21 protein-coding genes and 1 tRNA gene are annotated in these 23,245 nt (G+C 60.7%); 1 reads left to right on the forward strand and 21 read right to left on the reverse strand.

Going from position 1 to position 23,245, the window contains the following annotated elements; all coding sequences use genetic code 11:
* Position 1: 1 nt before the first annotated feature.
* From I2E13_RS10040 to I2E13_RS10070, 7 genes are all read right to left on the reverse strand, one after another.
* A tRNA-Glu gene (locus I2E13_RS10040) sits at positions 2-78 on the reverse strand.
* A gap of 128 nt (positions 79-206) precedes the next feature.
* A complete protein-coding gene (locus tag I2E13_RS10045; RefSeq protein ID WP_195405008.1) occupies positions 207-1,601 on the reverse strand; it encodes a CCA tRNA nucleotidyltransferase in 1,395 nt (464 codons plus the stop codon).
* A gap of 164 nt (positions 1,602-1,765) precedes the next feature.
* Positions 1,766-2,698, reverse strand: coding sequence for a 1-phosphofructokinase family hexose kinase (locus I2E13_RS10050; protein WP_117635162.1), 933 nt, complete (start codon positions 2,696-2,698; stop codon positions 1,766-1,768).
* Between the two features lie 188 nt (positions 2,699-2,886).
* Positions 2,887-3,819 carry a 1-phosphofructokinase family hexose kinase gene (locus I2E13_RS10055; protein WP_006233969.1) on the reverse strand — a complete coding sequence of 311 codons (933 nt, stop codon included), beginning with the start codon at positions 3,817-3,819 and terminating at the stop codon, positions 2,887-2,889.
* 74 nt (positions 3,820-3,893) lie between these two features.
* Positions 3,894-5,597: a phosphoenolpyruvate--protein phosphotransferase gene (ptsP, locus tag I2E13_RS10060; protein WP_117757234.1), complete on the reverse strand. Its 1,704-nt coding sequence runs from the start codon at positions 5,595-5,597 to the stop codon at positions 3,894-3,896.
* A 133-nt stretch (positions 5,598-5,730) separates the two neighbouring features.
* Entirely contained in the window at positions 5,731-5,994 is a 264-nt protein-coding gene (locus I2E13_RS10065; RefSeq protein WP_022094575.1) for an HPr family phosphocarrier protein, read from the reverse strand.
* Between the two features lie 526 nt (positions 5,995-6,520).
* Complete coding sequence (locus tag I2E13_RS10070; protein WP_195405009.1) at positions 6,521-8,524, reverse strand: fructose-specific PTS transporter subunit EIIC; 2,004 nt, start codon at positions 8,522-8,524, stop codon at positions 6,521-6,523.
* 272 nt (positions 8,525-8,796) lie between these two features.
* On the opposite strand from I2E13_RS10070, the gene I2E13_RS10075 reads away from it, so the two are divergent.
* Entirely contained in the window at positions 8,797-9,654 is an 858-nt protein-coding gene (locus I2E13_RS10075; RefSeq protein ID WP_195405010.1) for a MurR/RpiR family transcriptional regulator, read from the forward strand.
* 220 nt (positions 9,655-9,874) lie between these two features.
* On the opposite strand, the gene I2E13_RS10080 is transcribed toward I2E13_RS10075, so the two are convergent.
* The 14 genes from I2E13_RS10080 to alaS all read right to left on the reverse strand — a co-directional run bounded on the left by I2E13_RS10080 (position 9,875) and on the right by alaS (position 23,016).
* Positions 9,875-11,503, reverse strand: a complete 1,629-nt coding sequence (locus tag I2E13_RS10080) for a DNA repair protein RecN (protein WP_195405011.1) — start codon at positions 11,501-11,503, stop codon at positions 9,875-9,877.
* Positions 11,493-12,353, reverse strand: coding sequence for an NAD(+)/NADH kinase (locus I2E13_RS10085; RefSeq protein WP_195405012.1), 861 nt, complete (start codon positions 12,351-12,353; stop codon positions 11,493-11,495). Before I2E13_RS10085 ends, I2E13_RS10080 begins: the two co-directional genes overlap by 11 nt.
* On the reverse strand, positions 12,350-13,153 hold the full coding sequence (locus tag I2E13_RS10090; RefSeq protein ID WP_229057937.1) for a TlyA family RNA methyltransferase: 804 nt from the start codon (positions 13,151-13,153) through the stop codon (positions 12,350-12,352). Before I2E13_RS10090 ends, I2E13_RS10085 begins: the two co-directional genes overlap by 4 nt.
* Positions 13,154-13,187: 34 nt before the next feature.
* Positions 13,188-13,427: an exodeoxyribonuclease VII small subunit gene (locus I2E13_RS10095; RefSeq protein WP_006233978.1), complete on the reverse strand. Its 240-nt coding sequence runs from the start codon at positions 13,425-13,427 to the stop codon at positions 13,188-13,190.
* 2 nt (positions 13,428-13,429) lie between these two features.
* Entirely contained in the window at positions 13,430-14,014 is a 585-nt protein-coding gene (gene nusB / locus I2E13_RS10100) for a transcription antitermination factor NusB (protein ID WP_117847680.1), read from the reverse strand.
* Between the two features lie 3 nt (positions 14,015-14,017).
* Positions 14,018-14,380: an Asp23/Gls24 family envelope stress response protein gene (locus I2E13_RS10105; protein WP_195405014.1), complete on the reverse strand. Its 363-nt coding sequence runs from the start codon at positions 14,378-14,380 to the stop codon at positions 14,018-14,020.
* Positions 14,381-14,404: 24 nt separating this feature from the next.
* Positions 14,405-14,968 (reverse strand): elongation factor P, encoded by a 564-nt coding sequence (gene efp / locus I2E13_RS10110; protein ID WP_154515524.1) that lies wholly within the window; start codon positions 14,966-14,968, stop codon positions 14,405-14,407.
* 160 nt (positions 14,969-15,128) lie between these two features.
* Complete coding sequence (locus I2E13_RS10115) at positions 15,129-16,259, reverse strand: M24 family metallopeptidase (RefSeq protein ID WP_195405015.1); 1,131 nt, start codon at positions 16,257-16,259, stop codon at positions 15,129-15,131.
* A gap of 129 nt (positions 16,260-16,388) precedes the next feature.
* Positions 16,389-17,498: a hypothetical protein gene (locus I2E13_RS10120; protein ID WP_195405016.1), complete on the reverse strand. Its 1,110-nt coding sequence runs from the start codon at positions 17,496-17,498 to the stop codon at positions 16,389-16,391.
* On the reverse strand, positions 17,495-18,028 hold the full coding sequence (locus tag I2E13_RS10125) for a shikimate kinase (RefSeq protein ID WP_195405017.1): 534 nt from the start codon (positions 18,026-18,028) through the stop codon (positions 17,495-17,497). The genes I2E13_RS10120 and I2E13_RS10125 overlap by 4 nt, the downstream gene beginning before the upstream one ends.
* A gap of 8 nt (positions 18,029-18,036) precedes the next feature.
* The gene (locus I2E13_RS10130; protein WP_195405018.1) at positions 18,037-18,534 is read right to left on the reverse strand and encodes a YqeG family HAD IIIA-type phosphatase; all 498 of its coding nucleotides are present in this window, start codon (positions 18,532-18,534) and stop codon (positions 18,037-18,039) included.
* A 2-nt stretch (positions 18,535-18,536) separates the two neighbouring features.
* Positions 18,537-19,928, reverse strand: a complete 1,392-nt coding sequence (mltG, locus tag I2E13_RS10135; protein WP_229057936.1) for an endolytic transglycosylase MltG — start codon at positions 19,926-19,928, stop codon at positions 18,537-18,539.
* On the reverse strand, positions 19,921-20,349 hold the full coding sequence (gene ruvX, locus I2E13_RS10140) for a Holliday junction resolvase RuvX (protein ID WP_195405019.1): 429 nt from the start codon (positions 20,347-20,349) through the stop codon (positions 19,921-19,923). Before ruvX ends, mltG begins: the two co-directional genes overlap by 8 nt.
* 9 nt (positions 20,350-20,358) lie before the next feature.
* Positions 20,359-23,016 carry an alanine--tRNA ligase gene (gene alaS, locus I2E13_RS10145; protein ID WP_195405020.1) on the reverse strand — a complete coding sequence of 886 codons (2,658 nt, stop codon included), beginning with the start codon at positions 23,014-23,016 and terminating at the stop codon, positions 20,359-20,361.
* Between the last annotated feature and the right edge of the window lie 229 nt (positions 23,017-23,245).

The raw sequence follows: 23,245 nt of genomic DNA on the forward strand, positions 1-23,245 counted from the left end.
GTGGTAGCCCGTACCAGATTCGAACTGGTGATCTCCGCCTTGAGAGGGCGGCGTCCTAAACCGCTAGACGAACGGGCCACATGACATCTGCACTGCCGTGCTGCGAGAAAATATATTACGGGACAAAAAACATCAGCGCAAGAAGAAATTCCAAATTGCCGAAAAAATTGTCGGCAGGTTATGGAACGCGCAGGTCAACTGGTTAGCTAGTTCAAGTTGAGATGAGCCAGGAGGGCTTCGCGGTTGTTGGGGATGTTGTCCTCGATCACGGCGTCGAGGGCGGCGTTGAGAAGCTGTCCCAGCTCCGGCCCCGGCTTGACGCCGGCGCGGATCAGGTCGCCACCATTGATGGCAAGCATCTTGAGTGTATAGGGCTCCCCCGCCTGCAGCAGATCGTGGGCGAGCGCACGCATCTCCTCAATCGTCTCGACGTAATAGAAGCACGACGGGGCCTTACCAAGTGTGTCAGCACGCTTAAGATCCATGAGCTCGTCCATCAGACGCGGCGTGTCGACGCCCTCGCCCGAAAGCGCGCGCATCATATTGAGCAGGCAGGAGCGCTCGGGGCGCAGCGGCTTGTCATGGTATTTGATGAGCAGGCACACATCGCGCACCAAATCGTGCGAGAGCGCCAGGCGATCCATAATGACGCGCGCCTTCTTGGCGCCGAGCTCGGGATGACCGTAGAAGTGGCCACTGCCGGCGTGATCGACCGTAAAGCAATCGGGCTTGGAGACGTCATGCAAAAACGCTGCCCACATTACGCTCGGCGAAGGCGCCACGCCATCGCACAGCGCCAGCTCCCCTGCCACCGTCAGCACGCGGGCGATATGTTCGTAGACGTTAAACGCATGATAGACACTGCGCTGGTCAAACCCACGAGCCGGCGCAAGCTCGGGCACGGCGGCGCAGATGAGCTCGGGGTAGCGAAGCATCGCGTCTCCCCCGTGGCCGGTCGATAGAATGCCCTCGAGCTCAATACCCACGCGCTCGCGCGCCACGGCATCGAGCAGCGGCGCGCACTCGGCAAGGGCACACTTGGTCTCGGACTCAATCACAAAGTCTAGGCGGCAGGCAAAACGCACCGCACGCAACATGCGCAGGGCATCCTCGTTAAAGCGGCGCTTGGGATCTCCGACGGCACGAATCAGCTTGCGGTCTAGGTCGCCCTGGCCATCGTAGCGGTCGACAAGGCCGCGCTCGGGATGCCACGCCATGGCATTGACGGTAAAGTCGCGGCGCGCAAGATCGTCCTCAAGCGACGCCGCACGCTCCACACTCTGAGGATGACGACCGTCGGTATAGAAGCCATCCAGGCGGTAGGTGGTAACCTCGATGCGTTCGCCATCGCAAATAGCCGTAATGCCACCGAATTTAATGCCAGATTCGACAACCGCAATGCCGTCAGCCTCGAGCGCCGCCTTTGACTCCTGCCACAGGCCGCTGCAACACATATCTACATCGTGGCTGGGGCATCCCATCAGCGCGTCACGCACCCAACCGCCCACGTACCAGGCCTCAAGACCAGCATCCTCGAGGGCTCGCAACACACGCAGAGAGGCGGCTGACGGCTGCGTGGCGTTGAGCGAAACATTGCACATTCCTGTGGCCTCCAGCGACTATCAAATTGGCTATCGATTGCGTCTGCAAGAAGTCTAGCAAGAAACAGCCTCCACTGCACACGCAAGTCCGATAAACAAAAACGCATCCGTCCTGGTCTAAGACGGATGCGAAATCATTGAACAATTCAGGCAAGGTGCCGGAACTAGCAAACCTGACGGATTGCAATACCCTTCTGATACTCATCGACCTTGGCGAAGTCGCCCAGACCGGGGCACTCGACCACGTTGGCGCCGGTGGCCATCGAGAGACGCAGGGCGTCCTCGACGCGCTCCGGGGCGTCGTGCCACACGGACAGGAAGGCGGCCAGCGAAGAGTCACCGGCGCAAACGGTCGACAGCAGCTTGACCTCAAAGGTACGGTTGGCAAACCAGATGTGCTCGCCGTTGGAGAAGTACGCGCCGGCGCCACCCAGGGTCAACAGCACGTTCTTGGCGCCCTTGGCATGCAGTTCGGCCATCGCGCCCTTGACAGACTCGTCGTCGCCACCGCTCACCTTAATGCCAAAGATGTCGAGCAGCTCGTCGTCGTTAGGCTTAATGAGGAGCGGCTCCATAGCAATGAGGTCGGCCAACTGATGGCTCGAAATATCGAGCACGAACTCGGCGCCTTTCGCCTTCACGCGACGCAGGACCTCGGCAAGGAAGCCCTCGGAGGTGTTGGGGGGCAGCGAGCCGCTAATGACCAGGCAGGTCATGTCATCGAGCGAATCGATGAGCTCAAACATCTCCCGCTCGTTGGCCTCGTTGATGGCGGCACCGGCGTTGACCATGTTGTACTCGGTGTCGGGGCCGGCGTTGAGGAACACATTGACGCGCGTGATGCCGTCGGTCCACACGGGCTTGACGGGCACGCCCAGGGCCTCGGCGCCCTTAACGATAAACTCGCCCGAGAAACCGGCGAAAAAGCCCAGGATCGTGGTGTCGACGCCGTAGTGGTCGAGCGTAAACGAGACGTTGAGGCCCTTGCCGTTGGGCGTGTAGACGGCGTTGCGGGTACGCGTGACGGTGTTGGCAGCAAGACCGTCGCAGGTGATGTTGTAGTCAATGGCGGGATTTGCAGTGAGCGTGTAAATCATGAATGTTCCTTTCACAAGGCAACGTGTTAATGAAAGTATATTCCACGCATCGGTAAAAGGCTAGGACAACTCGGTGAACGGTGTGGAAGCGATGAAGTACGGAAGGACTCCTCTCCCCCGTGGCGGAACAAAAAGGCGCCCCAGCCGAAACCGGGGCGCCGCATGCGCACGAATATGTCGCGTTTCGATTACTGACGATCGAGCTTGCGGACAGCAACGCGCTTGCTGTACTCGTCAACGTGACCGAAGTCGCCGATGCCAACGGACTCAGCGACGTTGGCGCCGGTGGCCATAGCGAGCTTCATGGCCTCCTCGACGTTGTCGCGATCCCTGTACCACTTGTGCAGGAACGCAGCGAGGGTGCAGTCGCCGGCGCAGACGGAAGAGACCAGCTTGATGTTGAACTCACGCTTGGCGTACCAAATGTCCTCGCCGTTGGAGAAGTAGGCGTCGCCACGGCTACCACGGGTGAGCAGCACGTTCTGAACGCCCGCGTCGTGAGCCATCTTCATGGCAACGCGGACCTCGTCATCAGTGTCGACCGGCACGCCGAAGATAGCCTTCATCTCGTGATGGTTCGGCTTGATGAGCAGCGGCTTCTTGTGAGCGAGCTCCTTGAGCTTGTCGGAGGACAGGTCCAGGACGACATCGGCGCCACGGGCCTGAGCGTGCTCCATGACCTGAGCCAGGAAGTCGGGCGTAGCTTTGGGAGGCACGGAGCCAGAGACGATCAGGCACTCAAGATCGCCCGCGGTGTCCAGGATGTTGTAGAGCTCCTCCTGGTGCTGCGGCGTGATCGGAGCACCAGGGTTCAGGATGCCGTACTCGTGCTGGCCATCGTTGACGTAGGTGTTGATACGCGTGATGCCGTCGGTCCAGACCGGGCGGCACAGGCAACCCAGGTTCATGACCTCCTCGACGATAAACTTGCCCGTGAAGCCAGCGAAGAAGCCGAGCGCGACGGTGTCGACGCCCATCTTCTTAAAGGCGAAGGACACGTCGAGGCCCTTGCCGTTAGCCGTGTAGCTGGCCGAGCCGGTGCGGACGTTCTCGTCGGGCTCGAGCGGAGAGCTCGAAACCGTCATGTCGACAGCCGGGTTAGCGGTTAGCGTGTAGAACATTTACAGTACCCCCTGTATATGTGAGGGCCGCGTGATTGGCCCATTCCAACCACGCGGTTACCTCTGATACCAAATTAGCGAGCAGCAGACTCGAGCAGCGCCTTGACCTCGGCGGCAGTGTTGCAGGCGAGTGCCTTCTCGGCGAGCTCGTCACACTCGGCCTTGGTCCACTGGCTGATGGTCTTGCGGGCGCGTAGGATGGACGGAGCGCTCATCGAGAACTCCTCCAGGCCCCAGCTGATCAGCAGCGGCTCGAGCAGCGGATCGGCAGCGGCCTCGCCGCACATACCGACCATGATGCCGGCCTTCACGCCGCTCTCGATGATGTTCTTGAGCGAGCGGAGCACGGCGGGATAGTACACCTGGTACAGGTTGGAGATGGTGTCGTTGCCACGGTCGGCGCACATGGTGTAGCCGATCAGGTCGTTGGTGCCGATGGAGAAGAAGTCGGCGACCTCGGCCAGACGGTCAGCGAGCAGCGAAGCGGCGGGCGTCTCGACCATAATGCCGACCTCGATGTTCTCGTTGAACTTGCGACCCTCTTCGGTCAGCTCGGCCTTGCACTGCTCGACGAGCTCCTTGACAGCCAAGACCTCCTCGACGCAAGTGACAAGCGGGATCATGATCTTGACGTCACCAAAAGCGCTGGCGCGCAGCAGGGCGCGGAGCTGAACCTTGTACTGGTCGGGATTGGCCAGGCAGTAACGCACGGCGCGGAAGCCCATGAAGGGGTTATCTTCCTTGACCATGTGCAGATACGGAATCTCCTTGTCGCCACCCACATCGAGCGTGCGGATGATGACCGGAGCGCCCTTGAGCGCGCTGGCGACCTTGCGGTAGGCGTTGAACTGCTCCTCCTCGGAAGGAAGCTCGGCGGAGTCCATGAACAGGAACTCGGAGCGGAACAGACCGATAGCCTCGGCGTCGTGATCGAGCGCGTTGGGCACGTCATCGGGGTTACCGATGTTGCAGGCGATGATCTTCTTGATGCCATCGGCAGTCACGGACGGCTTGCCACGGAAGGCCTCGAGGGCTGCCTTCTCGGCAGCAAAGGCCTCGGCCTTGGCGGTGTAGGCAGCGAGCGTCTCCTCGTCGGGATCAGCCTCGACGATACCCTTGCCGCCGTCGACGACAACGGTCATGCCGTTGCGCAGCGCAGTGCAGCTGTTAGAAACCGAAAGGACGGCAGGAATCTCGAGGGCGCGCGCGATAATCGCGGAGTGCGACGTGCGGCCACCGGTCTCGGTGACGATACCGGCAACGTGGGCCTTATCGATCGTGGCGGTCATGGACGGCGTAAGGTCGTGCACGACAACAACGGTGTTCTCGGGCAGGACGGAGAGGTCGACGACCTCCTTGCCCAGCAGCTCGGCCAGAATACCGGTGCGGATGTCGGCGATGTCGGCTGCGCGCAGACGGAACATCTCGTCGTCCATGGACAGGAACATGTTCTCGAACATGGTCGAGGTGTCCATGAGCGCCTGCTCGGCGCAGGTGCCACCGTCGATGGCGGCGTTGATGGCGTCAGTCATGCCCGGGTCCTGAGCCAGGACAATGTGTCCGCTCATGATCTCGGCCTCGGCCTCGCCCACCGTCTCCTTCATGTGGTCAGCCTGAGCCTGAGTCTTCTCGCAGAAGACCGAAAGAGCGGTCTGATAGCGCTCCTTCTCTGCTGCCGAATCAGCAACCTCGTGCGGCTCAAACGTCAAGTCGGGATCGACGGCGACCATGACGGTGCCGATACCGATACCCTCGGATGCGTTGACTCCCTGATACATTCCCATTCCTCTCTCCGTGTCATGTGATAAAGCGTTTTGCCATATCCATGACAAAAGAGCGCAGCTACCTTGATACAGGTCACTGCGCCCCCAAGTATGAACTTAATTGTTCAACATGCGACCCGTTTGAGTTCTACTCGCCAAGACCGCTCTTGATGAGCTCGATGGCAGCAGCCAGAGCCTCGGCCTCGTCGGCGCCGTCGCACTTGACCTCGACCTCGGTACCGCAGGGGATACCAGCAGCCATGAGGGCCATCGGGGACTTACCGTTGACCTCCTTCTCGGGGGTGACGACCGTCACGTCACAGGCGTACTTGCCCATGGTGGAAGCGAACAGGCCGGCCGGACGCATGTGCAGACCCTGAGGATTAACGAGGGTAGCCTTCTCAGAAACCATAATTGACTCCTTTTTTGTGTTTAACCCCTGTCGTGCATGCGGCAGGAGTCAGATTCACGACGTTGTTTATATTAACTCACATCAAACGGTTTTTCATTGTGGTTTACACGAATTATTGGACGGATGTCGTTGCTGCACGCTCGTCTGCCGGGCGGGGCGGTTAAGTTTGCTGCTCTACAGTCCTGCGCAAGACGGAAAGCACATTAAGTGCTTTCCTTTGCGTGCGGAACTCGCGACAAACTTAACCTCCCCGCCCGGCAGACGAGCTGCGGAAACTCGGTCGGTCCTGAGCAATATGGTGCGAACGGAATTCTGGCTGAATATTTGTCCGCGCGGACGAGCCAATAGACAGGCCGCGCTATCCCCTTCTTCTAAGTTGCGGTGAAATAGAGACTGAATTATGGGTTGAAACGGTTAAACAGTCCTTATTTCACCGCAAGTTAGAAGAAGGGCATGAAAAAGGCGGAGGCCCTGGGGAGGGTCTCCGCCTTATATACAGGGGCGATGTTATTCGCGAACTGGGGGATTAGACCAGGCGAGCGTTGATCGTCTTGGCGATCTCGGCGGCGTCGGTGGAACCCTTGACGGTGGCACGGAAGTCCTGGTCCATGAGCGCCTCGGCGACCTTGGACAGGATCTTGAGGTGCGTGGTGCCAGCCTGTGCGCCCGGGATAAGCAGCGCAATGGCCACGTTGACGGGAGCGCCGTCCATGGTGTCCCAACCGGTCACGCCAGACTCGTCCTTGACGACGATGACGGCGGCCTCGGTGATGGCGTCGGACTTGGCATGCGGGATGGCGAAGCCCTCCATCATGCCCGTGGTGCCCTCGGCCTCGCGGGCCAGGAAGGCGTTCATCACGGCGTCGGCGTCGCCGGCGATACCGGCCTTAACGGCCTGGTTGGAGACAAAGCTCAGAGCCTCGTCACGAGAAGCGAAGTCCTCGGCGACAAAAACGTTCTCGACCTTCACGAAGTCGGCAGCCTCGGCCTTGGGAGCCTCGACAGCAGCGACCTTGGGGGCCTCAACCGGCTTGGCTGCAGGAGCGGCCTTCTGGTTCTTCTCGAAGTCGTACTTCTTGAAGGCCACGAACAGGATGCCACCGACCACGGCGCCGATGAGGATCGCGAGGACCCACAGCGGACCGTTCTCGACAACGGGCAGGACCAGGAAGCCACCGTGAGGCGCCGGATCGTGAACGTTGAACATGATGGTCAGAATCGAAGCGATGGACGAACCAACCATCATGATGGGCATGACGGGCCAGATGTTCTTGGTCATGAACGGAATGGCGCCCTCGGTAATGTGGGTGCAACCAAGAATGAGGTTGACGATACCGGCGTCGTGATCCTCCTGGCTGAAGTACTTCTTGCCGACAACGACGGCGAAGGTGGTGATCAGCGGCGGAACGATGCAAGCGGCGGAGACGGCAGCCATGAAGTTGGTTCCGAAGTTGTAAGTATCGGTGCCGACACCGGCGGCCAGGGCCTCGGTGAGCATAGCGGTACCGGTAACGTAAGCAGCCTTGTTGACCGGGCCGCCCATGTCAAAGGCGCACATGCAACCGATAGCAAGACCCAGGACAACAGCGCCAGAGGCAGACAGACCCTTGAGGAAGTCCATCATGGCGGTGTTGATGGCAGCCATGGGGCCGGAGATGCCGAGCATCACGAGACCGACAATCAGCGTGGAGAACAGTGGGTACAGGAAGATAGCCTTGAGGCCGTCCAGGTTCTTGGGCAGACCGGCAAAGACCTTCTCGAGCAGCAAGATGACATAGCCAGCGAGGAAGCCGCCGACGATGCCGCCCAGGAAGCCGAAGCCCACGCCGGCGCCACCGGCGTCGATCATGCCGGTATCGGCGTTAACAGGCAGGCCCTGGATGGCGATCATACCGGCAACAAAACCGGGGACGAGTGCCGGGCGCTTGCCGATGGACTCGGCGATGTAGGCGGAGAGCACCGGAACCATGAGGTTCATGGCGATGCCGCCAATGATCTTGAGCATAGCGGCAAAACTGTTGTAGTCAGAAGCCGTCGAATCGAAGGACGTGATGCCCCACAGGAACGAAATGGCGGTCAGAACACCACCAGCAACGACGAAGACCAGCATGTGGCTGACGCCGTTCATGAGGTGCTTATAGATGATGTGGCCGACGGATTCCTTCTCCTCGACCTCGTCCTCGACATCGGCGGCAGCGGCAACCGTGTCGTCGCCCTTGGCGGCGAGCGCGCGATCAATCAGCTTGCCGGCGGCCTCGACGGACAGGGCCTTGGAAACGCCGACGGAAACCATGGGCTTACCGGCGAAACGCTCAGCCTGGACATCCTTATCGGCTGCAACGACGACGGCCTTGGCACCGGCGATCTCACCCTTCGTGAGCTCGTTCTCGACACCGACCTGGCCATGAGTCTCGACCTTAATGGTCAGACCTCGCTCGGCAGCCGCCTTCTCCAGCGCCTCCTTCGCCATGAAGGTGTGCGCAATGCCGGTCGGGCAACCGGTCGCGGCGATGATGTCAAACTTAGCCATGTGTCCCTCCTTTTTAAGTTTTGCGCCCGCAGGCGCTCCCCTACACGCGCGTCCTTGCGCGCTTTTCCACAACTGAAAGATACCAACCCAGCGCTTTCGCGGAAAGGGAAATGTCCCAATTCTCCGGTGAAAGGTTCTTTCATGCCCGTAAACGGTTGATGAAAGTTTACCATCAACACGTAAAACGGCAAGGAGTATCTTGTAATTGAAAATGCCCCTATACTAGGACATTACAAAACGAGTCCGATTGTCATGCCAACCAGGAGCCATCCATGACCGATAGTAGCAAGAGCGCGCTCTCTCTCATTAGCACCCACAAGGGATACAGCGAGTCCGAACAGCGCATTGTTGACTATATTTTGGAGCACCAGTCCGAGGCGCCGCGTCTGACGGCCGCCCAGCTTTCGCGTGCCGCCGCCACATCCGAGGCAACCGTTTCGCGTTTCTGCCGCAAGCTGGGCTTTGGCAGCTTCCGCAGCTTTCAATTTTCGCTGGCGCGCGATCTGGAGAGCCAACGCAACGAGGGCGTGACCGACGAGGTCTCACTCGACAGCATGGAGCAGAGCCTTAAGAATATCTTGGCTGCCAAGGTCAGCGAGCTTAACGCGACAATCGACGGAATCGACCACGATACGCTGGCGGCCGTTGTGCATGCCCTTAAGCATGCAGGGGTTATTGAGTTTGCGGCTGTGGGCAATACGAACGCGGTCGCGCTCGACGCGACGTTTAAGTTCTCGCAGCTAGGCCTACGCTGCATGGCAAGCACCATCAGCGAGACATCAATAGGCTTTGCGCTCACGTTGCGCCCCAGCGACGTTATCGTGCTGATCTCGAACTCCGGCAAGTCGCGTCGACTCAATCGCATGGCAAAAGCGGCTCGCGACTGCGGTGCCACCGTAGTCGTCATCAGCAGTGACAGCAAGTCTCCACTTGCGCGCCTAGCCGACTACACCTTTAATACCGTCAATCACGAGGCGCTGCTGACAACGGGTGACTTCGCGTTCTCCAAAATGAGCGCAACGATGATCATAGAGGTCATCTACAACTTCCTGCTGCCCGAAATCGAGGACGCCCGAGAGCACATCAGCTTCTACGAGGAGCTCATCCAGCCGGATAAGGTCGTGGAGTAGGCAACTTGGGGAGCCGATAGACGCCACTCGCCACGAAACCGGCCCATCTACTACGTTTTATCCGTATGGCCCAACCACATACCGAAAATAGAGAAAACCGCAGGCATTCTACCTGCGGTTTTCTTTTGCAATTCTTGGCGTGTTTGCCGATAGCCCATTAAACGTAGTAGATGGGCTGGTTTCGTGGCAGCCGGGTCGGACTTGCACGTGGCGGCTCGGCCTAAGCACGCGCTTCTTCCAGCATCTGCTTGGCGTGCGCCAGGCTCGCCTCCGACTGATCGCCGCTGAGCATGCGGGCAATCTCGGCGGTGCGAGCCTCGCCGGTCACTTCGTCCAAATGCGTCTGAGGAACGTCGCCGGGCTCTTTACTGACCACGTAATGCTTGTCGGCCATGACCGCAACCTGCGCAAGGTGCGTTACGACGATGACCTGATGCGTGACAGCAAGATCGGCCAGCACGCCAGCAAGAGCACGAGCCGTGGAGCCGCCAACACCCGCATCGACCTCGTCAAATACCAACGTGTCGACGCCGTCCGCATTACCCAAGACTACCTTGCTCGCAAGCATGACGCGGCTGAGCTCACCGCCCGAGGCGATGCGGCGCAAAGGACGCGGCGTCAATCCGGCGCCGCTGCGATACAAAAGCTCATAGCTCGAAGGGCCCGCCGGCGTCCACTCGGCACGCGGAAGATCACGCGATTCCCAGACGAGTTCGGCGCCGCCCATTTCCAGGCGTGCCATCTGACGGCCAACCTCGTGACAAAAACGCGGGGCTGCCGTATTGCGTTCACGCTTAAGCGCCTTGGCGGCGGCGAACAGTTCGCGCTCCGCCGCGCCGAGTGCCTCGCGTGCCTTCCTAATCTGCTCGTCACCATCGTCCACCAGCGATAACAACTCCCGCGAGCGGTCACGCATGGCAAATACATCGTCCATGGTGGGACCCCACTGCCGCAGAAGTCCCTTAAGGTCGGAATACCGCTCGCGCATGCGAGCGAGCTCGCGAGGATCGAACGCAACGCCATCGCGATAAGCACGCAGCTCGTTGGCGCAATCCTCGAGTGAGATACAGGCGTCCGAAAGTGCGTCGGCGATGTCACCCAGCTTGCGATCGACGGTCGCCATGCGCGACAGTTCTGCCACGGCGCCGTTCACGGCATCGAGCGCTCCCCCTTCGGCAGCAAGGGAGGCATGGGCATCGCTGGCCGTCGCCACCAGCACCTCGGCATGCTCGGAGCGCGGCAGCAACTCCTCGAGCTCCTCATACTCACCCGGCTTGGGGTCGACCTCGGCGATACGCTCCAGAGCGAAGCGCGCCTCCTCGACGCGACTCCCCTGCGCACGCGACGCCTCCTCTACGCGACGGACCTCCTTGGCAGCCGCACGCGACGCCTTAAAGCAGGCACGGTACTTTTCCAGCGCCTCGAGCGCAGAGCGACCAGCCCAGGCATCGACCATGGCAACATGATGTGCCGGATCGAGCAGGCGCTGATGTTCATGCTGGCCGCACAGATCCATCATCACGCCGACGCGCTCGGAAAGCTCGCGCACGCTGGCAATGCGACCATCAATCTTGACGCGGCTGCGGCCCTCGGCAGAAAGGCTGCGCTGCACGGTGAAGCCCTCCGTGTCGTGCGGGCCATCGAACAAGCGCGCCTCGACGCTCGCAAGCGCCTCGCCCTCGCGCACGGTCGAAGAATCTGCGCGTTCGCCCAAGATGAGCTTAAGCGCCGAGAGCAGCGCGGTCTTGCCGGCTCCAGTCTCGCCGGTTAGGACAGTTAGGCCCGCGCTGGGCACCAGCGTCGCTTCACGAATGAGTGCAATGTTTGAAACCTGCAGCTCATCGATCATGGCGAACTCCGTAGAAAACGCGGCTTACCGAGTTGTAGAAGCTCTCGGGACCATAGTCGAGCAGCAGCACATCGCCGGGACCGCGACGCACGGCCACGCTCTCGACGGTGCCGTCGCAGGTAATAAACTGCCCGTCGATGGCAATAGCCGGCACACTCGGGCGGTCATCGGACATGAAAATCTCGACAACATCACTCGGCGAGGTCAAAAAGGCACGGGCCTGAATCGTATGCGGCGCGATAGGCACGCAGACCATGCCCGTGTAATCCGGACTCACGATAGGACCGCCGGCACTGAGGGCATAACCCGTGGAGCCGGTTGCCGTGGACACGACCACACCATCGCCGCGCAAGCGATCGATATGGTGGCCCGACACGGTGATGTCGAACTCGACCATATCGGACAAGGGCCCACGCGTGAGTGCCATGTCGTTGAGCGCGAACGAACGCACGACATCCTTCGTGCCGTCCTCACGCACGGAAACGATGTCTGCGGCGATCGTAGCGCGACGGCTCACGTGGAGCTCACCGGACAGGGCATCGCTCACAACCTGCAAAATGTCGCGCTCCTCGGGACTCGCTGCGGTCAAAAAACCCAGATGACCATAGGAAAGACCAAGAATGGGAATCTCGCGATAGTTGAGGATGCGGGCAGCCCGCAAAAGCGTGCCGTCGCCGCCGAGTGTGATGACCAAGTCGGCATCGTCAACATCAGGCGTGCTCTGAATCTTCGAACGCTGATCGGCCGCCCATGCGACCTCGTAGCCCTGGCGCGTCAGCCAGAGCTCGAGCATCAGGCCGCTCTCGACCGCCTCTTGCTTGTAGTAATTGGGAACCAGAAAGACCTTCATAGCGTTGCTGCTTTCTCGCTCAAAGCCGATGCCTGGGATTGCAACTCGTCATCGGAGCGCTCGCCGGGGGCAAGTCTCGTGCCGTACAAGAAAAACTCAATATTGCCCTTGGCGCCATGGATAGGCGACACGCACACGTCGACCGGGAACAGGCCCTTCGTGGCAAACAGATCGATTGCCGCAACAAGCGTGTCGACACGCACGGCAGGGTCGGTCACGATACCGCCCTCGCCCACCAACGCCGCCGGAGCCTCAAACTGCGGCTTTACCAGCGTACAAAACGAACCCGTAGGCGTCAGGCACGCCAGCACCGCATCGATGATGTTCGCGATGCTGGTAAACGACACGTCGCACACGGCCAGGTCGATAGCGCTCTCGTAGCCAAGCTCGGGCAGCTGCGTCACGTTGGTGCGCTCGTGCAGCGTCACGCGATCGTCCTGACGTAGTGACCAATCGAACTGGGCACGTCCCACGTCAACCGAGACGACGGACGCGGCGCCGCGCTTAAGCAGACAATCGGTAAAACCGCCGGTAGAACAGCCCACGTCCAGGCAGGCAAGGCCCGTCGGGTCGATATCAAACGCATCGAGCGCGCCCTCGAGCTTAAGGCCGCCACGTCCAACATACGGGATGCGACCCTTCACGTGCAGCGGCAGGCCCGGGGCAACCTTAAGCCCCGGCGAGGTCAAGCGCTCGCCACCGCTCGAGACCAAGCCGGCCATAAGAGTGCGAAGGGCATCCGCGCGATCGGCGCAGATGCCCTGTGAAATCAGTTCGTCATCAAGACGCACGCGTTTCATGAATGCCATCAACCATTCGTATCCGGAGATGCGGCTAGCTATCCTGGGATTCGTTTGCCGCATCCTCATCATATTCCTGCTCGAGCTTATCGGCCTCACGAGGCGTCAGCTCAAACTTGTCGACCATATCGACCGCGCGGGAGCCCAGCTCAATCGCCTCGTCAAACAGATCGAGTGAACGCTCCAAGGACGTATCCTTGGAGCGAACGGTAGCGATGATCTGGTCCAGACGGTCCGAAATCTCATCAAAGTTGCGGACAGAACCCTCTGGCATGGCTACTCCTCGACGGAGTCGACATCAGTCTCGGCGGCGTCCGCGCCCTCGGCCAGCACACCAGCCTCAGCCTGGGCAACCGCAACTTTAGCGGCAGCCTCGGCAGTCTGGGCCTCCTCGCGAGCGCGATCCTCGGCGAGCAGCTCTTGGTACAAGTCCTCGCCCGGCAGCTCCTCGCTGCGAGCGATCTTGCCCAGCACGCCGTTGACGAACGACGCGGACTGGTCAGTGCCATAGGCCTTGGCGAGCTCGACGGCCTCGTTGATCACGATGGCGTCCGAGACCTCCTCGTCGGTGAGGAAACGCATCTCATAGACGGCGATACGCAGCAGATTGCGGTCGGCGCCGGGCATGCGCATAAGATCCCAGTTCTTGGCGACGGCGCGCAGGGCACAGTCGATGCGATCGATATGCTCGTAGGCACCGCGGCACAGCTCCAGAGCATAGGGGTCGAGGGGGCCCTTCGAGATCAGGAAATCGCCCTCGAGGACGCGCTCGAGCGGACTGTCCGTGGCCTCGGCCTGGAACAGCAGCTGCAGCGCCTGACTGCGGGCAAGCGTACGCCCGCGATAAACCTTAAGGCTCAAAGGTTACTCCTTGGGGAAAACGAGGCCGTCGATGCAAACGTCAACGCGCTCGACCTCAACGCCCACCTGGGCATCGATGGCAGCGACCACGGCAGCGCGAACGGTCTCGGCGAGTTTCTTGAACGGATAGCCAAAGAACACCACAACGCGCACGGTGAGTGCGAGCTTGTCGCCGACGACCTCGGTCTCGACCGCCGGCTCGGAAGCCGGGGCCTTGGACGAGAGCATCATGGAGACAAGGTTGGTGGCAAGGTCCTTGACGCCAACGGAGGCGATGCCCTCGACATCCGACACGGCGCGCGAGACGATGGCGGTCAGAACATCGGGCGAAATGCCGATGCCGTCAATCTTGATTTCCTGGGGCATGAGTCCTCCTAGAAGAGTTGGTTGCTAGACGCGGGAAACGAACTTGCCGTCGCGGGTGTCAACCTTGATGACCTCGCCCTCGTTGAGGTACATGGGGACCTGGATGACTGCGCCGGTGTCGATAGTGGCCGGCTTGGTGGAACCCTGGACGGTATCGCCCTTGAAGCCCGGGTCGGTCTGGACGATGGTGGTCTCGATGAACATCGGCGGGGTCACGCCCATGAGCTCGTCGTCAGCGAAGAGAAGCTGGCAGGTGTCGTTCTCGCGCAGCCACTTGGAGTTCTCGCCCACCATGTCCTCGGGAACGGGAACCTGCTCGTAAGACTCGTTGTCCATGAAGATGTAGTCAGCGCCGTCGTTGTAGAGGTACTGGAACTCACGGGTGGTGAGCATGACGCTCTCGAACTTGGTGCCGGCGTTGCAGGTGTTCTCGACGACGCGGCCGCTCTTGATGTCGCGGGTCTTGTAGCGCACGAAAGCGCCGCCCTTGCCCGGCTTGACGTGCTGGAACTCGACGATGGTGTAGACCTTGTCCTTAATGCGGAGACCGAGGCCGTTCTTGAAGTCGGCGGTAGAAATGGTAGGCATAGCGACCTTTCTTGTTATGGGCAGAACGCACAAGCGTCCAAATTACATACGACCGAAATTATACACTTGCAGACGGCGGCTGCGGCGAGCGCATAAAAAGAGAACGCGGGGCGCCCGAATCATTTCGGACGCCCCGCCTCCAAAAACCCAACTGGACGGTTTAGCAATCGATGACGTGCAGGTCGTGCGGGGTCTTGGTGAAGGGCTCATAGCCGTTCTCGGTAACGACACCGTAGTCCTCCAGGCGCACGCCGCCCACGCCGGGCAGGTACACGCCGGGCTCCATGGTGATAACCGAGCCGACCTCGATGATGTTTTTGCTGCGGTTGAAGTTGGGCAGTTCGTGGATGTCGATGCCCACGCCGTGGCCCAGACCATGGTTGTAGTAATCGCCATAGCCAGCATCGCCGATAATCTTCTTGGAAAGCTTGAAAATGTCGTTGCCCTCGACGCCAGGATAGATGGCGGCGACGCACTCCTCGTGGGTGCGGCGCACGAGCGCGTACAGGTCGAGCTGCTCCTGGGTGGGCTCGCCCATCACGACGGTACGAGTCATGTCGGAGCGGTAGTCGCAGTAGCCCGCACCGTAGTCCATCAGGACAAAGTCGCCCTTCTCGATCACGCGGTCGCTCGGGACGGCATGCGGGTTGGCGGTGTTGGGACCGCTCGCCACGATGGAGCCAAAGGCCAGGCTGTCGGCACCGTTGGCGAACATAAAGTTCTCGAGCTCGTTGCGGACCTGCTTCTCGGTCATACCGGGCTTAATAAAGCCGAGCATGTGCTGGAAGGCAGCATCGGTGATCGACTGCGCATGGCGCATGAGCTCGATCTCCTCGGCATCCTTGATGACACGCATCTTACGGATGTCGTCGTGCATCAACGGCAGCATACAGGCGACGGAGCGGTCCTGCAGACCACGCTGGATACCCTGGTAGAAGTTAATCTGCATGTCATCCTCGACGGCGCAGACGCGGCACTTGTTGGCCGCAATCTTGCCGGCGACCCAGCCGGGAATGGTGCCCTCGTCCATATCGTAGACCCAGGGGCTGCCGGCGGGCGTGTTCTCCTCAAAGCTGTTGAGATAGCGCGAGTCGGTGTGGAACAGGCACTGATCGGCCGTAATAAACGCGGCGTGCGGGAACTCGAAAGTGTAGTCGAAGACGCCCTTCACGCCCGTGAGCCAACGGAGGTTGGCCTCGTCGCGCACCACGATGGCATCGTAGCCGCGCTCGACCATCAGGGTACGGACACGCTCGATACGACCGGTAGGACCGGCAGCAAACTCAGACATGCAGATTCCTTTCTTGTTGTCCTCATAAAAGCGGGACGGACTCAACCAGCGCACGTAACCGCAAACGATTCGCAACCGATTAAAATCCGTCCCTCAAAATGATACGAAAGACGATGGATGTCAATAAAGTTAGAGAAGTTCCTTGCGAGAAGCCAAGTACGCCTGTGCATGGCGCTCGAGTACATCGTCGTCCACGGCGTTAAGACGAATGGCGCCAAGTGCCGCGGGCAGCGGTAGCATCGTGCGATTGGAGCGTGCGAACTGCTGCCTGCGGAACTCCGCAATAAATGCCGCCGGTTCAAGGTCGAAGGCCAGCTCCTCGATGCCAAAGTCCTCCAAGCAGTCATCGACCTCAAACACATAGTCGATATCGAAGTCGCAGGCATCATGTGCTAGGCGCGCCTCAAAGCGCATGCCCTCGGACAACAGCTGGTAGGCAGGCACCGGCGAAGCGGCATCGCCCAAGCAGGCGCGCAGGGTACGCTCCCCCGTCTTGCCAAAATCGAGCGCATGGCGGGCGCTCGGGTTCGTGGCCATCAGTACGTCCTTACGGGCAGTCTGAGACCACTGAACGGCATTGACGAGCGCAACCTCCTCGCCGGCAAGAATCTCGGGGACGGTCTCGGAGAACTGATTCCAGCGCGACTTGCTGCTGGAAAGCATGGTGCCCACGAGCGCCGCATAGCCAAGCTTAAGGTCCTCGGGGTTGGCCTCACGAACAAGGTCGAGATTGCACACGACCAGACCGGGCTCGGGACGAAGAGCGATGGCGGGCAGCGAGTGGTCGCCCGAAGCGACGAGCGGCCCCATCGTCGTAGCGACCGTGAGCATGGCGTCGAAGGTCGTCGGCAGCAGGGCGCACTCCGTGCGTCCGCACCACTGGTTGGCGCACCAGCAAACAACCGAGCAGGTTGCGGCATCGCCAACGGCAACAACCAGGTCATCACAGGTAATGCCGTTAGCCGACAGTGCGCCAAAGACGACATCGGCGTCAGCCAAGGTCGCGCCGGCGGGCGAAACCTCGAGCGACAGTTGCGAGACGGCAAAGCCCGCATCGACCAGCGCATGTTCAACGATCTCGCCAAAGCGATCGGACACAGCGCTGTTCCAGACAACCATCGCACGCTTGGGTTTGCCCACGACCGAGGCAAACATGCGCGACAGCTCGCTAAACGCGTCAAAGCCGACGCGAACATCGACACTGCGGTTTTGGAAATTGATGAGTTGACGGCGAATCACAGCAATCCACGCTCCAAAAGCATCTCGGCACAAAGGTAAGAAACATCCTCAAAGGACTTATTGCGGATATCGAGGGTGATATTGGCCGCTTGGCGATACAGCGGACGTCGATGCTCGAACAGGCGCGCTGCGTGTTCAGGCGAGCGGAAATCGGGACGCGTATCGGAGCGGCGAATCTGGCGCATCGAATCCTCAAAGTCACCCTCGAGGTACACGCAGATACCCATCTGGTGCATGAGCTCGATATTGGCCGGCGTCTCGACAATGCCGCCACCGCACGAAACCAGCAGGCTACGCTCGCTTTGGAGCGAACGGAGTGCCGAGGTTTCGAGCTCGCGAAAACGCCCCTCGCCCTCGGTCTCAAAAATCTCGGTTACCGATTTTCCGCAGCGGCGCACGACCAGGCGGTCGGTATCGATAAACCGACGTTTGAACATGGTGCCCACGTTGCGCGCGAGTGTCGATTTACCCGCACCCAAAAACCCGATAAAGAAGATATGGTCGCAGCCGTGCTTGGTGTGCTGGGACATGACGAAACCTATTCCTCGCAGGGAAGGTCGCGCAGGGCCCGGCGCTCAAAGATACGGAAGATCTGCGTATACCACAGGTCCTGAGTTGCCTGCGGCTTTACCAAGATCGTGTCGACACCGGCAAAGTTGCCGCTCCACACGTCCGTGTACAGCTGGTCACCGATCAGCACGGCCTCATCGGCCGTGGCGCCCAGGCGCTTAAGTCCAGCCTTGAGAGCAAACGGCGCGGGCTTCATGGCATGGCTGATGGCCTCGAGGCCCAGCTCGCGTGCGGAGCTCATGACCTGGTCGCGATGCCAGTTGTTCGACACCATGCACAGCTTAAAGCCCTTGGAGCGAGCGGCGCCGAGCCAAGCTGAGACGGCAGCGGGAACCTGCTCGGTATCACGCGGCACCAGGGTGTTATCGCGGTCGAGCAAAATGGCGCGTTTGCCGTCGGCCCAAAGGGTATCGAGGTCGATGCGGTCGACCGAGGCAACATATCGTTTCGGGCTAAAAATCCTCATGTTTAATTCCAAGACTGTTGATGCTCTTCGTAGGTCTGAGAGAAATACTCCTCGTCCTGCGTAATATAGAAATACAGGTCATCGGAGTCGGTGGGCTCAAGGGTTGCCTTGAGCGCCTCGAGCGACGGGGAGCAGATAGGCGTGGGCGGCAGCCCTTCATGTTTATAGGTGTTGTACGGACTATCGCTCTGCAGGTCGCCAGCGGTAACCTCGCCGCCGGTGACATACATCATGGTCGCATCGCTATTGAGGTAACGCAGACCGTCGAGCTTGCCGGCAAGACGGTTGTAAAACACCGAGGCCACATGCGCACGCTGCTCGGCGTTGAGGCCCTCGCGCTCAACGATGGAAGCGAGATTGATGATGTCGTAATCGGACATCTCCACGCCGTAGCGCTCCTTGATCTTGGCCTCGCAACCGGCAAAATCGAGCGATTTGTACTCGGTGTTGAACTGATCGAGCATGGCACGGATGACGTCATCGGCACTCGGGTCCTTGCCCAGCGAATAGGTCTTGGGGAACAGGAAGCCCTCGAGCGAATCGTTCGCGGCACCTTTGAGGAACGGATAATCGTTCACATAATTACTGGCCTTGGCCTGGTTGAGGAAGTCCTCCTTGGAGATACTGTCGTAGGCCTGGGCTACGCGGTCGGCAACCTGGTCAACCGTCAGGCCCTCGGGGATCGTCAACGCATCGGAGCCGGCATTGGGTCCCTCCATGAGCTGTTGGACAACCTTGGTCGCATCCATAAGCGTCGTGAACGAGTACGTGCCGGGCTTCAACGACATATCGGCGTTGAGCTTTTTGACCGCCGCGTAGTAATCCTTGGGATTCTCGACAATATGGTTCTCGGAGAGAATCGAGGCAATCGTGTCGCCCGAGGCGCCCTCGGGAATCGTAACGGTAACCTGCTGGCCAGCGGTGACGCCTGCCTCCTCCCCGCCAAACAGGCCCTTGACGGCCGGCACGACAAAGAAGGCAATGGCAGCAAGAGCAAGTACGGCAACAACAACGCCGATAATCATGGGCACCGGCGAGCTCTTCTTTTGGGCGCCGCCTCGAGTACGCGTGTTATAGCTCGAGCGCGTGGCAGGAGCTACACCATGCGTGCCGTGAGTTTGATGCGTGCGCGCATGCGATTGAGAGGCCTGCGCACGCTGCGTGGGCGCCTGCTGTTTAAAGCGGGTACCGCTTGCGGGCCGGGCTGCGCGGGCAGCGGGCTGCTGGGCCGGACGCTGAGCAGATTGTGCAGCACGAGAGGAGGGCTGCGCGGGACGAGCAGCAGGCTGAGCCGCACGCTGCGTCGGTTGCATCGGACGCTGGCCGGACGATACAGGGCGCGGCGTAGGCTGCCCCTGGCGATTCGGCTGGCGCGGATCGGAAGCGCTAGGCATGCGAAACCTCCTCGTTCTTGCGATCGAGCCACGTCTGCAAGAACAGGCTGGCGGCGATCATGTCAATCTTGCCCCTCATCTGCTTTTCATTGAGTCCCTGCTCCCGCAGGATACGCTTGGCCTCTTGCGAGGACAGACGCTCGTCCTCAAACTCAAGCGGAAGATCGAGCTCTTGGGCAATCTTTTGCGCCACGGCGGCAACGCGCTCGGCCTGGGGGCCGGGCTCACCGGCCATGGTCAGGGGGCGTCCGCTTACCAGGATGTCGGGCTCATAATCCTCGACCAGGTAACGAAACGTCTTGGCCATACCGATGACCTCGACGGCCGGGAGCACCTTGACGGGCATTGCCATCTTGCCATCACGGCTCGAGACGGCAATGCCAATCCTGGTCTCACCTATGTCCAGCGCGAGCGCGACCACGGTGACTACTTAGGCGCCGAGCGCGGTCTTGGCGGCCGCGAGGGCATCGGCGATACCGGCAGCATTCTTGCCACCGGCCTGGGCCATGTTGGGACGGCCGCCACCGCGACCGTCGACCAGGCCCGCAATCTGTTTGATCACGCTGCCGGCATGGAAACCGGCCTTCACGGCATCGTCGGAGCCGGCGGCAAGCAGGGCCGGGGTGCCCTTCTCGGTCACGCTGGCAACGACGCAGGCGACGGGGCCGGAAACCTTCTGGCGCACGGTATCCCAGACGTTGCGCAGGTCTGCAGCCTCGAGGCCCTGGAGCTCAGCGACAACGAGCTTGTAGCCATTCAGCTCGACAGCGCCGTTAATGGCGCTGGAGATCGCATCGGAAGAGCCACCGGTCAGAGCCTTCTTGAGCTTACCGGCGGTCTCGCGCAGCTCAGCCTGCAGGTTCTCCACGCGGGCGGGGACCTCGTCGACGCGGCACTTGAGCGCAGCAGCAGCGGCGTCAACGAGTGCCAGGCGGTCGGCCATGTAATCGAGAGCGCCCTTGGAGGTCACGGCCTCGATACGGCGGACGTTCGAGCCCGTGGAGGACTCGGAGATGATCTTGAACAGACCGATCTCGGCGGTGTTGGCGGCATGCGTACCACCGCAGAGCTCACGGGAGAACGGCTGGTCCTCGGCACCCACGGAGACGACGCGGACGACGTCACCGTACTTCTCGCCAAAGAGGGCGACAGCACCGGCGGCCTTGGCCTCGTCGATGCCCATGACGCGGGTCACGACCGGCTTGGAAGCTAAAATTTGCTGGTTGACCAGGTCCTCGACAGCCTTGAGCTGCTCGGAGGACAGGGCCTCGAAGTGCGTGAAATCAAAGCGCAGGTGCTCGGGCGTCACCAGCGAACCGGCCTGGGAGACATGCTCGCCCAGGACATGCTTCAACGCGGCGTCGAGCAGGTGCGTAGCGGTATGGTTGCGGCGCAGGAAGCCACGGCGCTCGGCGTCGAGCTTGGCGGTAACGGTGGCACCGACGGTCAGCGTGCCCTCGGTGACGTGTGCGACGTGGGCATACAGACCGTTGTGGTTCTTGGTATCGGCGACGGTCAGCGCAACGCCCTCGGCGGAAAGCTCGCCGGCGTCGCCCTGCTGGCCACCCATCTCGGCGTAGAACGGGGTGCGGTCGAGCACGACCTCAACATCCTCGCCCGCAGCGGCGGACTCGACGGACTCGCCGTTGCGCACGATGGCGACAACGTTGGCACCCTCGATCACATCGTTGTCATAGCCGTCGAACTCGGTCACGGCGACCTTGTCGGAAAGCTCGACCCACACGTCGTTGAAGCTGCCCCAGGCGTCGCCCTTGGCGTTGGCGCGAGCGCGGGCCTTCTGGTCCTCCATGCAAGCGGTGAAGCCGTCCATGTCAACGTCGTGGCCAGCGGCGCCGGCAATCTCGACGGTCAGGTCGATGGGGAAACCAAAGGTGTCGTGCAGCTTAAAGGCGACATCGCCCGGAAGGACGGCGCCCTCGGCAAGCGCGGCCAGGGCCTCGTCCAGGTAGACGCGACCGTTGTCGAGTGTCGTGGAGAAGCGCTCCTCCTCAGAGGCGACAATGCCCTTAACGAGCGCGACGTTCTTGAGCAGCTCGGGATAGGCCTCGCCCATCTGGGCGTTGACCTCGTCGATGAACTTGGTCAAGAAGGCGCCCTCGATGCCCAGCAGACGACCGTGGAACACGGCGCGACGGAGCAGACGGCGAAGGACGTACTCGCGACCCTCGTTGCCGGGAAGGATGCCGTCAGAGATCATGAAGTCGACGGCACGGGAGTGGTCGGCGATGATGCGCAGGGAGCGGCTGGCGCCGGAGTAATCGTCGGCGTCATAGGTCTTGCCGCTGATCTTCTCGCCCAGCTTGATGAGATGCTGCATCAGATCGCCGTCGTAATTAGCGGTCTTGTGCTGCATGATGGCGGCCATGCGCTCCAGGCCCATGCCCGTATCGAGGTTACGGTGCGGCAGCTCCGGCATGGAGCCGTCCTCCTGGCGGTCGTACTGGGTAAACACGAGGTTCCAGAACTCCAGGAAGCGATCGCAGTCGCAGCCGGGCTTGCAGTCGGGGCTGCCGCAGCCGACCTCCTCGCCCATGTCAAAGTAGATCTCGGAGCAGGGGCCGCAGGGGCCGGTAGGGCCGGCGGCCCAGAAGTTGTCGTCCTCGCCCAGGCGGGAGATGTGGTCCTCGGCAACGCCCAGAGAACGCCACACGTCGTGGGTCTCGTCATCCTCGGTAAAGACGGTAAAGTACAGGCGATCGAGCGGCAGCTTGAACTCCTTAGTGATGAGCTCAAAGGCCCAAGCGCAGGCCTGCTGCTTAGAGACGCCGCCAAAGGAGAAGTCGCCGAGCATCTCAAAGAAGGACAGGTGACGGCCGTCCTCGCCGATGCAATCGATGTCGTTGGTGCGGACGCACTTCTGGCAAGAGATTGCGCCGATCTCCTTCATGGTCTTCTTGCCCTGGTAATACTCCTTAAACTGGTTCATGCCGGCGTTGGCAAGCAGCAGCGAAGGATCGTCGGGGACGAGGGACGAAGAAGGATAGAGCTTAAGACCGCGCTCCTCAAAGAAGTTGAGGAACTTAGAGCGAATCTCAGCCGTAGTCATTGACGGGTAGTCAGCACTCATAGAGGGAATCTCCTCGGTTTCACATCGAAACAGTTCAAACGTAACGATATTACCATCCCACCGCGCCTGTGCAAAAAAGAGGGCCACCAAACAGCGACCCTCCAGCGAAAGTGCACGTTATTTAGTACTGTGCGATCCTTTGAAAAAGGGCTGGTGACGCATAATTTCTTTCGCAAATTGACAACCGCATAGCGGAACACGGCCCGCGCCCCGTCATATGATTTCTAGC

The organism is Collinsella aerofaciens, assembly GCF_015554145.1.
GTDB classification, from domain to species: Bacteria; Actinomycetota; Coriobacteriia; order Coriobacteriales; family Coriobacteriaceae; genus Collinsella; species Collinsella aerofaciens_AA.

Coding starts and splice junctions, on each gene's coding strand:
- I2E13_RS10045 (WP_195405008.1), bottom strand. CDS start 1,601: ATGTGCAATGTTTCGCTCAACGCCACGCAGCCGTCAGCCGCCTCTCTG.
- I2E13_RS10050 (WP_117635162.1), bottom strand. CDS start 2,698: ATGATTTACACGCTCACTGCAAATCCCGCCATTGACTACAACATCACC.
- I2E13_RS10055 (WP_006233969.1), bottom strand. CDS start 3,819: ATGTTCTACACGCTAACCGCTAACCCGGCTGTCGACATGACGGTTTCG.
- ptsP (WP_117757234.1), bottom strand. CDS start 5,597: ATGTATCAGGGAGTCAACGCATCCGAGGGTATCGGTATCGGCACCGTC.
- I2E13_RS10065 (WP_022094575.1), bottom strand. CDS start 5,994: ATGGTTTCTGAGAAGGCTACCCTCGTTAATCCTCAGGGTCTGCACATG.
- I2E13_RS10070 (WP_195405009.1), bottom strand. CDS start 8,524: ATGGCTAAGTTTGACATCATCGCCGCGACCGGTTGCCCGACCGGCATT.
- I2E13_RS10075 (WP_195405010.1), top strand. CDS start 8,797: ATGACCGATAGTAGCAAGAGCGCGCTCTCTCTCATTAGCACCCACAAG.
- I2E13_RS10080 (WP_195405011.1), bottom strand. CDS start 11,503: ATGATCGATGAGCTGCAGGTTTCAAACATTGCACTCATTCGTGAAGCG.
- I2E13_RS10085 (WP_195405012.1), bottom strand. CDS start 12,353: ATGAAGGTCTTTCTGGTTCCCAATTACTACAAGCAAGAGGCGGTCGAG.
- I2E13_RS10090 (WP_229057937.1), bottom strand. CDS start 13,153: ATGAAACGCGTGCGTCTTGATGACGAACTGATTTCACAGGGCATCTGC.
- I2E13_RS10095 (WP_006233978.1), bottom strand. CDS start 13,427: ATGCCAGAGGGTTCTGTCCGCAACTTTGATGAGATTTCGGACCGTCTG.
- I2E13_RS10105 (WP_195405014.1), bottom strand. CDS start 14,380: ATGCCCCAGGAAATCAAGATTGACGGCATCGGCATTTCGCCCGATGTT.
- efp (WP_154515524.1), bottom strand. CDS start 14,968: ATGCCTACCATTTCTACCGCCGACTTCAAGAACGGCCTCGGTCTCCGC.
- I2E13_RS10115 (WP_195405015.1), bottom strand. CDS start 16,259: ATGTCTGAGTTTGCTGCCGGTCCTACCGGTCGTATCGAGCGTGTCCGT.
- I2E13_RS10125 (WP_195405017.1), bottom strand. CDS start 18,028: ATGTCCCAGCACACCAAGCACGGCTGCGACCATATCTTCTTTATCGGG.
- I2E13_RS10130 (WP_195405018.1), bottom strand. CDS start 18,534: ATGAGGATTTTTAGCCCGAAACGATATGTTGCCTCGGTCGACCGCATC.
- mltG (WP_229057936.1), bottom strand. CDS start 19,928: ATGCCTAGCGCTTCCGATCCGCGCCAGCCGAATCGCCAGGGGCAGCCT.
- alaS (WP_195405020.1), bottom strand. CDS start 23,016: ATGAGTGCTGACTACCCGTCAATGACTACGGCTGAGATTCGCTCTAAG.